10 protein-coding genes and 2 pseudogenes are annotated in these 15,279 nt (G+C 44.0%); 7 read left to right on the forward strand and 5 right to left on the reverse strand.

The features are described 5' to 3' along the window. Positions 1–124: 124 nt before the first annotated feature. The 4 genes from DW083_RS01775 (at position 125) to DW083_RS01790 (ending at position 4,686) form a co-directional block, all read left to right on the forward strand. Positions 125–1,054 carry a helix-turn-helix domain-containing protein gene (locus DW083_RS01775; RefSeq protein ID WP_122331275.1) on the forward strand — a complete coding sequence of 310 codons (930 nt, stop codon included), beginning with the start codon at positions 125–127 and terminating at the stop codon, positions 1,052–1,054. Between the two features lie 104 nt (positions 1,055–1,158). Further along, the gene (locus tag DW083_RS01780) at positions 1,159–2,199 is read left to right on the forward strand and encodes an acyltransferase (RefSeq protein WP_122331218.1); all 1,041 of its coding nucleotides are present in this window, start codon (positions 1,159–1,161) and stop codon (positions 2,197–2,199) included. Between the two features lie 34 nt (positions 2,200–2,233). Continuing rightward, the gene (locus DW083_RS01785) at positions 2,234–3,379 is read left to right on the forward strand and encodes a DUF418 domain-containing protein (protein ID WP_370038578.1); all 1,146 of its coding nucleotides are present in this window, start codon (positions 2,234–2,236) and stop codon (positions 3,377–3,379) included. A 5-nt stretch (positions 3,380–3,384) separates the two neighbouring features. Then, positions 3,385–4,686: an alpha-L-fucosidase gene (locus DW083_RS01790; RefSeq protein WP_122331219.1), complete on the forward strand. Its 1,302-nt coding sequence runs from the start codon at positions 3,385–3,387 to the stop codon at positions 4,684–4,686. Positions 4,687–4,700: 14 nt separating this feature from the next. Here the strand turns inward: DW083_RS01790 and DW083_RS01795 are convergent, their stop codons facing one another. Further along, positions 4,701–6,578 (reverse strand): glycoside hydrolase family 127 protein, encoded by a 1,878-nt coding sequence (locus tag DW083_RS01795; protein WP_122331220.1) that lies wholly within the window; start codon positions 6,576–6,578, stop codon positions 4,701–4,703. Between the two features lie 308 nt (positions 6,579–6,886). Between DW083_RS01795 and DW083_RS01800 the strand changes: the two are divergent. Then, positions 6,887–7,867: pseudogene (locus tag DW083_RS01800) on the forward strand (serine hydrolase domain-containing protein); the annotation flags it as partial. A gap of 206 nt (positions 7,868–8,073) precedes the next feature. Here the strand turns inward: DW083_RS01800 and DW083_RS01805 are convergent. Further along, complete coding sequence (locus DW083_RS01805) at positions 8,074–8,853, reverse strand: DUF6624 domain-containing protein (RefSeq protein WP_147382077.1); 780 nt, start codon at positions 8,851–8,853, stop codon at positions 8,074–8,076. 112 nt (positions 8,854–8,965) lie between these two features. Between DW083_RS01805 and DW083_RS23285 the strand changes: the two genes are divergently transcribed. Continuing rightward, on the forward strand, positions 8,966–9,100 hold the full coding sequence (locus tag DW083_RS23285; protein WP_255419770.1) for a hypothetical protein: 135 nt from the start codon (positions 8,966–8,968) through the stop codon (positions 9,098–9,100). 372 nt (positions 9,101–9,472) lie between these two features. Next, entirely contained in the window at positions 9,473–10,327 is an 855-nt protein-coding gene (locus DW083_RS01810; protein WP_122331223.1) for an AraC family transcriptional regulator, read from the forward strand. Here the strand turns inward: DW083_RS01810 and dnaB are convergent. The 3 genes and pseudogenes from dnaB to DW083_RS01825 all read right to left on the reverse strand — a co-directional run bounded on the left by dnaB (position 10,324) and on the right by DW083_RS01825 (position 15,236). After that, positions 10,324–11,852: pseudogene (gene dnaB, locus DW083_RS01815) on the reverse strand (replicative DNA helicase). The gene DW083_RS01810 and the pseudogene dnaB overlap by 4 nt on opposite strands. 69 nt (positions 11,853–11,921) lie before the next feature. Then, positions 11,922–14,297 (reverse strand): TonB-dependent receptor domain-containing protein, encoded by a 2,376-nt coding sequence (locus DW083_RS01820; protein WP_122331224.1) that lies wholly within the window; start codon positions 14,295–14,297, stop codon positions 11,922–11,924. Positions 14,298–14,396: 99 nt separating this feature from the next. Further along, positions 14,397–15,236 carry an AraC family transcriptional regulator gene (locus tag DW083_RS01825; RefSeq protein ID WP_147382078.1) on the reverse strand — a complete coding sequence of 280 codons (840 nt, stop codon included), beginning with the start codon at positions 15,234–15,236 and terminating at the stop codon, positions 14,397–14,399. Positions 15,237–15,279 lie beyond the last annotated feature (43 nt).

A 15,279-nucleotide genomic window follows, 5' to 3' on the forward strand; every position in this document is an offset into this window, starting at 1 on the left:
AAATCCATGACATCCGGTCATTCAGCCTATTCCTGACGATTTTGAGGTTTCAGGGCATTACTTTCTATAATAAATCCTTACCTTCGAACGTTAGTTTTATCAAATGATGCAGACAGAAAGAACGATGAACACACGATTAACAGCTAATTTATCCTTATTATTCACATTCGTCATGCTGGCGCTCTCGTTCAGCTTTGGCTTCCATAACTATACCCAAACGCAACGGGCGATCATCAGCGATCTGAACCAGGCGCTACAACAAACCATCATGCAAAAAAGCCATCTGTGGATGAGCCAGGACAGTCTCCGGACTTACTCGCACCTGTCTTCATTATTCGGGAATCCCGTCTCCATCGAGAGTTATAACCATGATTTTGCGGAAGCACTCAGCTTCTCCGAACTGAAAAAGGAAAAAACAGGGCTGATTATCCAAGTCAAAAACCAAAAAGAAGCAGCTAACCCGCAACCTGTTACAGGAAAGGAACTGTCCGAGCACTATCTGGCAAGCGATACGGTCATCTGGCTATCGGCACAAATTCCGGCTGAAGATTCCCTGCAAAATAACCTGGGTATCTCTTTTCAGGGCTATGCAAACTGTTCGCCTTTAGATACATTCGGCCTGATGAACAAAACATGGCCGGTTATTTTCCTGCTACTAGCTGTTGCTTTTGCAGTAACAGCCTTTTTCCAACTCCGTCACAAAGAAGAAAAAGAAACGACGGAGAAGGCCGACGAGCCTGAAATTTCATACGGGAACCTGACTTTATCCTGCAGCAAAAACTATTTCTATAAAGAGAACAAAGACAAACTGAAACTTACTCCCCAGCAATATTCATTAATGGAGATGTTCTATTTATCGTCGACACACATTCTGGCTCGGACTGAGATATGTGAGACCTTATGGCCTGGGAAAATCAACGCCGACGAGACCTTAAACACCCTTATCCGCAGGCTCCGGCCCCTTATCGAAGAAAACACGAATCTGAAAATCACGACCGACCGGGGACGTGCTTATATATTGGAACTGCAAAGCGAAAAGCTATCTCAGCTTTAAGTTGATTTACTTTTAGTAGGCATATGTGGTATGTCCAAGCATACTTTTCGTATATTTGTCGTATTTATTTGACATATATATGAAAAGACGATAAGCATTGAATCATGATTAATACATTAACATCGTTGCGATTTATATTCGCAATAATGGTTTTCGGAGCACACTGTTACATAATCAACGACTTTTTCAATACCCATTTCTTCAAAGAAGGATTTGTCGGTGTCAGTTTCTTTTTTGTATTAAGCGGTTTTATCATAGCATATAACTACCAAGAGAAACTACAAAAAAGCACTATAACGAAACGTTCTTTTTGGATAGCACGCATAGCTCGCGTTTATCCCCTGCACTGGCTGACATTATTTATTGCTGCAGGTTTAGGTGGCTATGCCATAACATCCGGGATTGTGGACTGGCTCAAGCATTTTTTAGCTTCGCTCACATTAACAAATGCCTATATACCCAAAGCTGACTATTTTTTCTCGTTCAACAGTCCTTCGTGGAGTTTATGTTGCGAACAGCTTTTTTACATTTGCTTCCCATTTCTTATACCATTGACAAAGAATTACAAGCGCTTGCTTTATGTTTTTGGATTTATGGCCATCTTGATTTTTATTGGTATGTACTTTACACCAGAAGAGAATATAAAAGAATATTGGTATGTCAATCCGATAACCCGTTTTCCGGATTTCATTGTCGGCATGTTACTATTCCAATTATATGAACGGCTAAAAAATAAGGACATTACTTTTTTACAGGGAAGTCTATTTGAAATCACAGCTGTAGCTGTATTCTCCGGCTTCTATTTCTATGCAGCCGAAATCCCCAAAGTATATCGCTATTCCTGCTACTATTGGTTACCTGTTGCAGCCATTTTACTAAGCTTCTCACTCCAAAAGGGAGTCGTTTCGCGTATTTTGTCTAACCGTATTTTTATTATCGGAGGAGAAATCAGTTACAGTTTTTATCTGATACACCTTCTTGTACTACAGCTTTATGTAGAATGGCAAAAAAGCAGTACTACTCAGATCGCATGGTACATTTCGATACCCGTTCTTTTCTGCACGGTTATTCTATTAAGCCTGCTTTCTTATTACTACTTTGAAAAGCCGGCGAATAAAAAAATTAAAACAATGCTAAATAAATAACTCATGGAACAACTGACAAACAAAAAAAACTCGTATTGAAGTCGTGGATGCTTTACGCGGCTTTGCTGTAATGGCTATTATTCTGGTTCATAATTTGGAACATTTCATATTTCCGGTCTATCCGGCCAGTTCCCCTAACTGGCTTCATATCTTAGACCAAGGTGTTTTCAACGGAGTATTTACCCTTTTTGCCGGTAAAGCCTATGCCATTTTTGCCCTCCTGTTCGGATTTACATTCTACATTCAATGCAATAATCAAAAGAAACAGGGCAAGGATTTTGGTTATCGCTTTCTGTGGCGATTGGTCCTGTTGATTGGTTTTGCCACATTAAACGCTGCCTTTTTCCCGGCTGGAGACGTTTTGCTTCTGTTTGTAGTAGTCGGATTAGTATTGTTCCTTACTCGAAATTGGAGTGACAAGGCTATTATCATAACGGCCGTTATTTTCTTGCTACAACCGGTCGAATGGTATCACTATATTGCCAATCTGATAAATCCGGCACACCAGCTACCCGACCTTAAAGTAGGTGAAATGTATGCTGAAGTGGCGGAATACACCAAAAACGGAAGCTTTTGGGATTTCATTTCAGGCAATATCACGTTAGGACAAAAAGCCAGTTTCTTGTGGGCCGTAAATGCCGGACGTTTTTTCCAAACAGCCGGATTGTTTCTTTTAGGCTTCTACATCGGAAGAAAGCAACTTTTCGTAACCACAGAGAACAACCTTCGTTTTTGGGTAAAAACCCTGATAATATCCGCTATTGCATTTGCTCCCCTATACACATTAAAAGAGCTTATTATGGGGAACAACGCAATTGTACAGCAAACTGCAGGAACAGCATTTGATATGTGGCAAAAGTTAGCTTTCACATTGGTTCTGGTTTCGTCTTTCGTTCTACTTTACCAGAGCCGGAAATTCAGTCAGGCTGTCAATAATCTGCGTTTTTACGGAAAAATGAGTCTGACCAACTACATAACCCAATCCATCATTGGAGTAATCATCTACTTTCCCTTCGGTTTTTACCTTGCTCCTTATTGCGGATATACGGTTAGCTTACTAATTGGAATTTTCACATTCCTTTTGCAGATAAAATTCAGTAAATGGTGGTTAGGCAAATATAAACAAGGACCGTTGGAGTCCATTTGGCATAAATGGACTTGGATAGGTACAAATAAATAATATAAATGAAAAAGAGAGTATTAAGTCTATTATTGACAGCCAGTCTTGCCTTCCCGGCACTGTCACAAAAGGAGTATGTTCCCGTTCCGGAGAATGTACAGGCAAGAAAAGAGTTTCAGGATAATAAATTCGGTATTTTCCTCCACTACGGCATCTACAGTATGTTGGCGGACGGAGAATGGGCGATGCATAACAAGAATCTCAATTATAAGGAGTATGCCAAATTGGCGGGTGGCTTCTATCCGTCCAAATTCAATGCAGCCGAATGGGTAGCGGCGATCAAGGCATCCGGTGCCAAGTATATTTGTTTCACAACCCGCCATCACGACGGTTTCTCGATGTTCGACAGTAAATACACCGACTACAACATAGTGAAAGCAACCCCTTTCAAACGGGATATTGTAAAAGAACTGGCGGATGAATGCCATAAACAAGGCATCAAAATCCATTTCTACTACTCCCATATCGACTGGTACCGGGATGATTATTACCCGCTCGGACGAACCGGCCACGGAACAGGACGCACGACACACGGAGAGTGGAAAACCTATTACCAGTTTATGAATAACCAACTGACGGAACTGCTGACCAACTACGGTCCGGTAGGCGCCATCTGGTTTGACGGCTGGTGGGACCAGGACCAGAATCCGGGCTTCGACTGGCAATTGCCCGAGCAGTATGCCATGATACATAAACTGCAACCGGCCTGCCTGGTCGGGAACAACCATCACCAGACGCCTTTCCCAGGCGAAGACATACAGATCTTCGAGCGTGACTTGCCCGGAGAAAACAATGCCGGGCTTTCAGGGCAGGAAGTCAGCCCGCTCCCGCTGGAAACCTGCGAAACAATGAACGGTATGTGGGGATATAAGATCACCGACCAGGATTACAAATCGACAAAAACACTGATCCATTACCTGGTGAAAGCCGCCGGAATGAATGCAAACCTGCTGATGAACATCGGTCCGCAACCCAACGGTGAACTGCCTGCCATTTCTGTCGAACGCCTGAAAGAAATGGGAGAATGGATGAAGATATACAGCGAAACGATCTACGGGACCCGCGGCGGCATCGTTCCTCCTCATGACTGGGGCGTGACGACACAGAAAGGCAACAAACTATACGCCCACATCCTGAACCTGCAAGACAAAGGTCTTTTCCTGCCCATCACAGACCAAAAGATCAAGAAAGCAGTCATGTTTACAGATAAGACACCCGTCAAGTTTACGCAAGACAAGCAAGGTGTTGTCCTGAAACTGGCAGAAGTACCGACAGACATCGACTATGTGATAGAACTGGATCTGTAAAACAGGATATTCTTTTATTGATTATACGGTTTATAAGGCGAATACATCACATTCAGCGTCTTGGGCAGCCATACCCGGTAACGCTGTGTCTTGTCCCAAGTATTACCGGCTGATGCAAAATCGCAGAAATGAATCTGTTTGGGGGCGCGATCACCTTCAAGATCCGTCCCCAATACCATCGGAGCCGTAAAAGCCAACCAGGCAAAACCGGGGGCAACCACAGGAGTCAGCTCGACATACCCGTCTTTGCTGACGATAATAGACGTTTCATCCACAAAACCATCTCCGAAACGACTATCACGAGCCAGGACGACAGGGCCTCGAACAATTGCCTGCGCTTGATTTTTCTCTACCAGACGGGCACGCAGATCCAGCTCGATGCTTATCCGGTCACCCTTTTTCCATTTGCGGTTGAGAGGCAGGTAGGCCCCTTGCAGAATACCGCTTTCCGGCTGTCCATTCACAGAAACCGTTGCCATCTTACTCCATGCCGGAATACGCAAAGCAATCGTAAAAGCAGTTTCTTTAGCAGGATTGACTTCTATATCGATCCGGTCTGTAGCCGGGTAATCCGTGGTTTGCTTCAATTGAACCGATTTCTTGCCGGGCAAAACCAGATCGGCTTCGGAAGGAGCATAAAAGTTGATATGTACACAATCGTCCTGAACCTGATAAGCAAATTGTGGAATCATGGCAAAGGCACGCGGTCCGTTCGCATTACAGCAATTAATATGCATGCCGCATTGTTCTTCCCCTTCATGGCGCCACCCTTCCAGCGGGCTATATTTTGCAATCTGGGAAGCATCCGCCTTCAACGACGCCATCAATGCATTATAAATGGCCGTCTCCATATAATCGGCATACAAAGAATTGCCCGTAACACCCAATAAACGGTTGCAAAGCTGCATCCAGGTGAAAGTCACACAAGTCTCCATCGTATGGTAAGTCGGCTGCGTCTGGCGTTCTTCTCCCCCATACCAGCATTCAAAAGCACTACCCGATCCGGCGACATTAATCTCTTCCCGGATAATATGCCCGACTGTTTTTTCCACTACGGAAAGATAGAGCGGATTGCCTGTCACTTTGTATAGTTCCAGCAAACCTTCATAGCAGGACATCATTTCATAAGCCTTTTGCCCGTTCTCACGCGAAAACCAGGTTTTAGGATGCGGGAAACGGTTCGCAACGGGAATATCTGCAATGGCTTTACTGATCAATTGCGGACCTCCGGCTGTTTCCCATTGTCCGACAATATATTTGGCAAAATCGAGATAGCGCGCCTCTTTTGTCCGGTTATACAAATACATCACCGGTTCCAGGATGGAAGAACTCGGCATACCGACGTAATTTCCTGTCGAAACGATATCAACCTTACCAGGACCAACCTGTGTCATCAAATGGTCGACCACTTTACAGGCCGCTTCCAATGCTTTCTTATCGCCCGAGAGGTCATACCAGGCAATCAAACCTAAAGAGGTATATTTACGTCCCCATACATCCCATTGCTGCAACTGATATTCCGGCGCATAATTACCGATATATCCGTTTGGCAACTGGGTTTCCATCAAAGATTCCGCGGCATTCTTTATGATCTGGTACAGTTCGGGATCCTGGTTATACCGGTAAGAAGCGATCGCCCCCTGTATCCATTTTCCCCAGAACTCGCTCTGCCAACGTGACTTTTCATCCTGGTGGCGGAAAGGTTCGACCAAATGATCCACATCCTGTGCTTTTACACGATGTGCGATACAATCATCTATACGGGTTCCGACATAACCGGATATTTTAACCTGTTTTACAGAAGAGTTATTGACGATTTGCGCCACACCTGTCATCGAACAGGAACAAGCCAACAGGATAGAAATACTTTTTACGCAGGACAAAATATTCATAATAAACGGATTTAAGAATTACGAAAGCAAAAATAAAAAGTAAGCGATAAAGACATAGTTACAAAATTGACAGAATACCTGCCATTTATGACAATTGATATTCAAGACAGTCCCATAACCGGTTACATTACGTTTTTATTTAACCTGGTATAATACACAGATTTTATTATCTTTGGAAGCAGAAAAGACTACACAATGTAATCTCTTACAATAAACATATATACATTATGAAAAAAGGCAAGATAAGCAAACTGATTTTCGGATGCATGGTATATGCATCAGTTCTTTCTTTTTCGGGACAAACAGGCGTCGCACAGGATTTACCCCGCGCAGCAACCCCAAAGACAATGGTGAAGGCAATGGATAACTATCTGAAAGATGTGGAAAACTCCAAGCAGGACCTGCACAGCATCATGGTGCTCCAACACGGTAAAGTCATTGCCGCAAAATGGATGGGCGAAGGCGACGAAAACAAACCGCACGTATTAAACTCCGTCAGCAAAACATTTACAGCGACAGCCATCGGTTTTGCCGTTGCAGAAGGAAAACTGAAAGTGACGGATAAGGTCATCTCTTTCTTCCCCGATAAACTCCCGGCAGAAATCAGTCCGAATCTGAAAAACATGGAGATCCGCCACCTGCTGACCATGTCATGCGGGCACGATGCCGATCCGACCGGCTTGGTCCGCAAGCAAGAAGGGACAGACTGGGTTCAAGGCTTTCTGGCCATACCTGTCGTACATGAACCCGGTACATTTTTTGTATATAACAGCCTCGGAACCTATATGCTTTCCGCTATTGTCCAGAAAGTGACCGGACAGAAAGTGATCGACTACCTCACTCCCCGCCTTTTCCAGCCATTGAGAATCACGGGGGCTTCCTGGACTGAAAGCCCACAGGGTATCAATTGCGGCGGCTGGGGATTGTATCTTAAAACCGAAGACCTGGCAAAGATGGGGCAACTCTTCCTGCAAAAAGGAAAATGGAACGGCAAGCAACTTTTACCGGAATCCTGGATCGAAGAGGCCACAACATCCAAAATAGCCTCCTTACCTTCCGGAATGCGCCCCGAAAACCTGACGATGAAGCCCCAGGACAGCGATTGGTTACAAGGATACGGCTACCAGATGTGGCGTTGCCGGCATAACGGGTTCCGGGCAGACGGCGCAGCAGGCCAATACATTATCGTATTACCCGAAAAGGATGCCGTCATCGTAACAACAGCCAACATTAACGACATGCAAGCGGAAATCAATCTGATCTGGAAACATATATTGCCGGCATTATAAATAAATAACGGATAAACTCCGGTCCTCTATTGCATGTTACGGCTGTATTCTATTCATGTCACAGTTGTCTTCCTTGTATGTTACATTTGGATTTCTTGTGTTTCATAGCTGTGACATGAATAGCGGGCGGATATGGAAGGGGCACACATTCCGCATCATTCACTCTATCTGCCGGGTTGTTCCTTCCTTTACGGTTATAACCCTACTTATTCCGGTTTATTCTGATACCAACGCTGGAAAACGGTCCGGATCTCCGACAAGTTCTTTTTATAACTATCCAAAGACCATTCGCTGCCAAAATCCTGCATATAGTTGTTCAAAGGAGCAAGTCCGATCTCTTTACGCAATTCGTCGACTTTATCCGGGTTCTCCAAAGGAACGATAAAGACTTTGTTGTTTGAAGTAATTGTCTGCGTACCATACACCTGGGGTTTACCTTGATTCATAAGAATACGGTCTGTCAGGAATGCATAATGCCATCCTTTTGCATTTCCTTGTTTCACGGCCTCCCTCAAAAGGGGCAGATATTTGGTTTGCACCGTCAATTCATTAATATGCTGGATACAGAGGAATAGTGTCTCGTTGGCATCTTCCCCTATGTCATCAATCCCCAACCAGCCGTAAGCATCGATGATCTGCTGCACCCGCAAGCCGTTCTTTAAATCGATCTCACGCATAATCTTTCTTATATCCAACGTACGCTTGTCTTCCCTTCCATACTTTTTCATTGCATCCATCAAAAGAATTCGAATACTCTGATCCTTACTCCGGATATCATTCAGTTCATTCCGTATCTCGTATATTTCAGGGTCCATATCCTTCTCGATTGCATCGAGCAGTTTAACATAGGTCGCATTGAAAGCGGCAGTATCATGTGAGGCAAGATAAGAATAACAACTATCTTTCAGTTCCGATAAACTTTGCGCTTCAGCTGTTATGGCTGTGCCGGTAATGGCGATGATCAAACATATTATTTTTTTTCTCATGGTCGTTTCTTATAATATCTTTTTGAGTAACAAATATATGAAATATTTTTCCAGAGAATATGGGCAAGTGATTACATTATTCCTATATTTACAAAATCAATACTTGAAAAACATGGATGAATATATTGGAGCAGTCATAAAAGTCGGTGGAATCCTGATCGGGGGAGTCATGATTTTGTTTGTTGTCTGGCATATCGTAAAAGATATTTTGGATATAAGCGGGAAAGATTCTTCGGACGGGAAATAAACAGGAATAAGAAACAAACCAACGAGACGAAAAGTATAAGTAAATGCTTTTTTTATATAAGAGATGATAGAAGCCGGAAGAGTAACTTTGTAATCTAAACAAAAAGCTATTTTAACCAGACTTTCTAACCTCTGCGAAGAGGAATGGTTTTTACCCTATTTTCGTTTTTTAGAACTCTTCGGCCTGGATTTTCGGTTATCGAAAACCAGGCCGGTCTATTTCAGGTCATTCCTCCTTTTGAAACACAAGGCAAACAGATTCTTTCAAACTTGGTTGCCACTTCTTTTACATCTTCGTATATCCGCCACAAATTTCAGCAGCATATCTATTATATTTGCGGCAAGAGTTTTTAAGAAAAAGTAGATATTTAGTATGGGTAATTTTAAAGAGACAGAACAGATTGACTGCCATTATTACAATACTCCTTCCCCTTGTAAATTTCGTTCATTCGAACTAAAATCCGAGACGAGATTTACAGAAACCAGGAATGAATTTACACGAATCATCTTCTTGCTTACAGGAGAAATAACCATCGATTGCGATGCCTGCTACAACCATACGTTGAAGCAACAGGAAATAGCCCTCTTGCCGATCGGATGCCGGATAGCAATCAATGCGGAGCAGGAAAGCAGCCTGATCGTCTGTTCCTTTTTAAAAATGCCTCAGGTTTGTAATCGGGTCCAACTTTCTAATCTCACCCGGTTAAAGAAAAGCATTATCTATCATTACAACACGCTTCCTTTCCGGGGAGAGATGCCGGACTATCTATCACTATTAAAGTTATATCTAAATAGTAAAGTCGATTGTCCCCGCATACATGAAGGCAAACTGGAAGAATTAGGTATCCTTTTCCGGACTTATTATTCAAATGAAGAACTGGCCACTTTCTTATATCCCGTTATAAACGAAAATGAAGAATTTAACCAGTTTGTTCTCACCAACTACCGTACGGTCTCCACAGTGGAAGAGCTGGCCGAAAAAGCGAACATAAGCCTTTCCTCCTTCAACCGTAAGTTCCGCCGTTATTTCAGCGAATCGGCATTCCGCTGGATGCAAAAAAAACGTGCAGAAGGAATCCTGCACGATATAAAAACGACGAATAAATCTTTTCAGGAAATCTCGCTGGACTGGCGATTCTCTTCCCAGTCCCACCTGACCAAATTCTGTAAGCTGCAATACGGATTGCCCCCAAGAGAGATCAGGAAAAAATCCCAAATGAAAACTTAAAACGGGACCTCATTATTACCCGGAGCCGGGGCCAGGAAATCGGCTCCGGCAGGTGGTATCGGCGGCATAGCTCTATCGGGCCCGAGCTGTTCATATTGGAAGCGAACTCACGGACGGGGATATCTTCATCCACATTCATGAACTTCGCAAACTCGCTCTTGAAACGGAGGCGCACATCCCCTACCGCACCGTTACGGTGCTTGGCTATGATAATCTCGGCCAGGCCGATCAGAGAATTACCCCGTTCGTCCTCCGTAATCTTATAGTATTCGGGACGGTGGATGAAACATACCATATCGGCATCCTGCTCGATGGCACCGGACTCACGCAAGTCGGCCAACTGCGGGCGTTTCCCCTCGACTCCCTGACGGGCTTCGACGCCACGATTCAACTGTGACAGGGCGATGATCGGGATATTCAATTCTTTCGCCAATCCCTTCAAGGATCGGGAGATGGTACTTACCTCCTGTTCACGGCTACCGAAACTCATGCCGCTCGCATTCATCAACTGGAGGTAGTCGATAATAATAATCTTGACACCATGTTCACGGACCAGACGCCGGGCTTTCGTACGCAATTCGAACACCGAGAGGCTCGGCGTATCATCGACATAGATCGGTGCATCATACAGTTCTTTTATCTTGAAGTCCAGCTGTTCCCATTCGTAGTTTTCCAGACGGCCGCTCTTGATCTTTTCGCCCGGAATCTCACAGACGTTCACGATCAGACGGTTTACCAACTGGACGTTACTCATTTCAAGCGAGAACAAAGCGACCGGCGTATTATGGTTTACCGCCATATTCTTAGCCATAGAGAGCACGAACGCCGTTTTACCCATCGCAGGACGGGCGGCAATGATGATAAGATCGGAATTTTGCCATCCCGAAGTCATTTTATCGAGCCCTTCAAAACCGGTACGCAAACCGCTCAAACCCTCCTTCTGGTTGGCCGCTTTTTCCAACAGCACCATAGCTTCCTTGATTACCGGATTGATCTGGGTCACATCCTTCTTGACATTACGCTGGGATATCTCGAAGAGTTTTCCTTCGGCTTCCTGCATCAGGTCTTCCACATCGATTGTTTCATCGAAGGCTTTACCCTGTATCATGGCCGTGAAAGAGATCAACTCCCGTGCCAGATATTTCTGGGCGATGATACGGGCATGATACTCGATATGGGCGCTACTGGCTACTTTGCTGGTCAACTGGGATATATAGAACGGACCGCCTACGTCTTCCAGTTCACCACGCGTCTTCAGTTGCTCAGTGACGGTCAGCATATCCACCGGACGCTGGCTGATCGCCAGATCTACAATAGCCGCATAGATTTTTTCATGCGCTTTCTCGTAGAAACATTCCGGTTTCAGGATTTCACTAACTATGGAATAAGCATCTTTTTCAAGCATCAAGGCTCCTAACACGGCTTCTTCCAGCTCGCGTGCCTGTGGCTGCAAGCGCCCCATATCGGGTACTACAACCGGTTTCCGCTTTCCTTTTCCTCCTGTATTATTTCCTCTTTCAGCCATCGTTCTATATAATTATCGGGCATCAAAAGTAATACTTTTTATCCGGTTCTCCGAACCCTGAACAAAATATTACATCGATTTGCCAAACCGGGAAGCATCTACCGCTTCGTGCTGTTTCTGCTTATATCCTCCGAACTTCCAGATGAAAGAAACGGTCAGACAACGATGGTCGTTCAGCATCCGGATACGGCTATATTGGCCGGGCTGGTCGATATCCAGACGATGCGGGTCGTTATTCTGAAATATGTCGTTCCACTTCAGTATCAATGTGGCACGATCATCGGAAAACTGCCACTTCAGGGCGGTTGAAACATCTGATATATGACCAACCTCATAGACTCCCTGAATAGCTCCCGTCACAAAATAGCCGTTCAATTCCAACTTCAGGTTCGGACGGGCTTTGGAAAGGACAAACGTATTATTCATCTTGAACTGCCCAAAATATTTTCCATTGTCGAATGACAGATCGTGGAAATGATCCAGTTTTTCCTGTATACGCCCGCCAAGCAACGTCACCTGGCTGTTCCAGAACTCACCGGCACGGAAAGGAACGATCACGGCCAACCCGAACTGCAACTGATAGTCCATATTCTCGTACCGGAAAATATTCTTCAGTTCCGATGTGTTCTGGTAAGGTAACTGGGCGAAGTAATCAGGTACATAGTCACAGAAAGCCAGGAACGTATATTTCTGCTTCAGAATATAAAGAAGCTGGCCGCTGTAAGAGCGATAGGGTTTCAACGAAGGATTACCTAACACGACTGAGTAAGAATTAAGCGGGCTCGCCTGCGGAGTGACATCCCAATAAGACGGATATGTCTTGTCGCTGCTTACATCCAATTGTAAGATATGCATCGGACTGACCGTATAACTAAGTGAAGCGTTCGGGAACAAAGCCCAATCATTCCAAAGTGTGGATTTCACGCCATTGGAAGTATAGTCGGACTTGAAATATTCGGCTTTCAGGGAAGCGGTTGCCGAGAAATGCGAACCGAAACTCTTCGACACTTCCAGAAAACCATTTGCGCTATATTCTTTCTGGCGGTTATTCTCCAGCTCATCCGGAGCAAGCTCGTAGCCATTACCTTTATTATATAAGTAATCGATATAGGTTTTCGAGGAGGTGAAACCGCCATGGACACCGTAATTCAGTGTCCACCCGGTTCCAAAAGTGCGGGTATGGTTAATAAATAGTGCTCCTTGTGAAATATCCTGTTTGGAATTGTTCTGCAGGTCCGTCAGAACGCTTTCGCTGTTCCGGTCGACAAAAGTCTGAAAACCGGGTGAGCGATAGCGGGTGAAATCGGCTCCCGCCATCAGTCCGGAATGGCCGTCATACTGGACACGTACATTATGCAACGCATTGTTCCCTTCAACATAGGTTCGGCTGAAACGTTCTTCTGCCGGCTGTTCCGATTGTAATGTATGGAAAGTCGTAGTGGCGACACGGGTTATATCGGACTTACCTGCCGTAAGATAGTAGGCTGCCGACAGTTTGTCGTCATTCTTAAAAGTATAATCCATTCCCAGGCGCATCGTTCCGTCGGTGCCATGACGTTTACCACGGTCAGACTGGTTGACTTCCGTCACCTGGTCTTTTAAGGTATGGCGGGCCAGAATCTCCTCTCCCATATAGTTACGTCCCTTACCTCCGTTGACCAGAAAATCGATATTAAGGCGGGATGTGGAATAAAGCAAGTTGCCATGTGCTTTCCCGGCCGCATAATGCCGTTGAAGGTAATCGGCTCCCACCTCTCCTTGTAACATGTTCTTCTCGGCTACCGACTGATCCAACACGACGTTGATCATAGCCCCTTTGATATTATATTTGGCAGGAGCATTATACATGATCTCGACATTGCTCACCCGGGAAGCCGGGATTGTTTTCAGCATACTGATCAGCTGGTCGACCGACATGGTCGTCAGTTGTCCGTTGATCACAATGTTCGGACTGCCGGCACCCAATAGTTGAACGGCATCGTCTGTTCCGATCACGCCGGGTATCTCCTTCACAACTTCAAAAGCATTGCTGACAGCCTTATCTTTCATCAGTTGAGGCACGTCATATTTCAATGCGCCATTCTCGACTTTCACCTGTGGCCGCTCAGCTTTTACCACGACGCCCTCCAGCTCATAATCCTTTTCAGTCAAAAGGACTGTTCCGGCATCCGCTGTCGAAACCTCTTTACAGGCCGGTTCATACAGCAAATGCTGGAATAACAGACGGTAAGTCTGGCCGGCTTCCCGGTCCAACAAGAAAACGCCAAGACTATCTGTGACTACAGCATCTATATAAGTAGAATCCAATGTTTGCAATACGACAGCCACTCCGTCTACGGGCTGTTCCTCCTTATCGACCACTTTACCGTGAATCCGTTCCTGCGCCTGCAACATGCCACAACCGGCAACCAATAAAACCAGCGAGTAATAAAGTATTCGTTTCATCTTCGTTCTTTTTTTGTTCAACAATGCAAAGAAAGAACCTTCCAGGGAGAAACTGTGTTATCACTCACTTACGGAGTGTTATTTAGTCTTATCATATTCCTATTTTCCTACGTTTTTATAAGCAGAAGGATTAATACCTTCATGCCTTTTAAAGAATTTGGATAAATGGCTTACATCTGTAAAACCAAATTCATCCGCAATTTCTTTCAACTTGATTTCTCCGGTTTCTAATCTGCGCTTGATGAGTTGTAATTGCATCTTTTCGATATATTCTTTATAACTTATCTCGAAATTCCGCTTGAAATAAGTACTGAAATAAGATGGCGAAATATTAAAATTATTAGCAATCATATTGATGGAAATACAATCACGGTTAGATATATTCTCTTGAATGTATGCTGCTATATGAGCGTTAGTTGGAGTTTTCTTCTTTAATTCAATATTTCGGTTCTCAATGTATTCTTTTATCATTCCGAAAATGGAAAGAATATGATAATACACAATAGACGAACGAAGTACGTTAATCGTTGAATTATATAGGATAATATTCTCAAAAAGATTCTTCAATATAGTCTGACAAGGTTCACTCACCGTTATCTTGTCCTCTTTTAGCCATTGAATTTCCATAATGGAAGTTGGAGTTATTTCTCGCGAAAAGGACTTATAGGAGCGGTCATAAGTCTCAAAATAGCTTGAAGTAAATTTAATATAGGTAAAGCGCGTTATAGTTTTTACTGTGAAATAATGGCGGTCACCGGGTGCAAGCAGAAATAAATCCCCTTTTTCATAAGGAATTGTAACTTCATTAAAGACATGCACCCCACACCCATAATGAATATAGATGATTTCAAAATGGTCTTGGGCATGTAATTCGCAAGAATATTCTTCCTCAATTACATCTATAATCTTTAATGATTCAAACTGGCTGCACTTTCTCATAGCGCAAATATACAAAATAATGTAATGCAAATACAAGTATTTC

Origin of the sequence: Parabacteroides sp. AF48-14, assembly GCF_003477465.1 — a bacterium.
Classification (GTDB): Bacteria; Bacteroidota; Bacteroidia; order Bacteroidales; family Tannerellaceae; genus Parabacteroides; species Parabacteroides acidifaciens.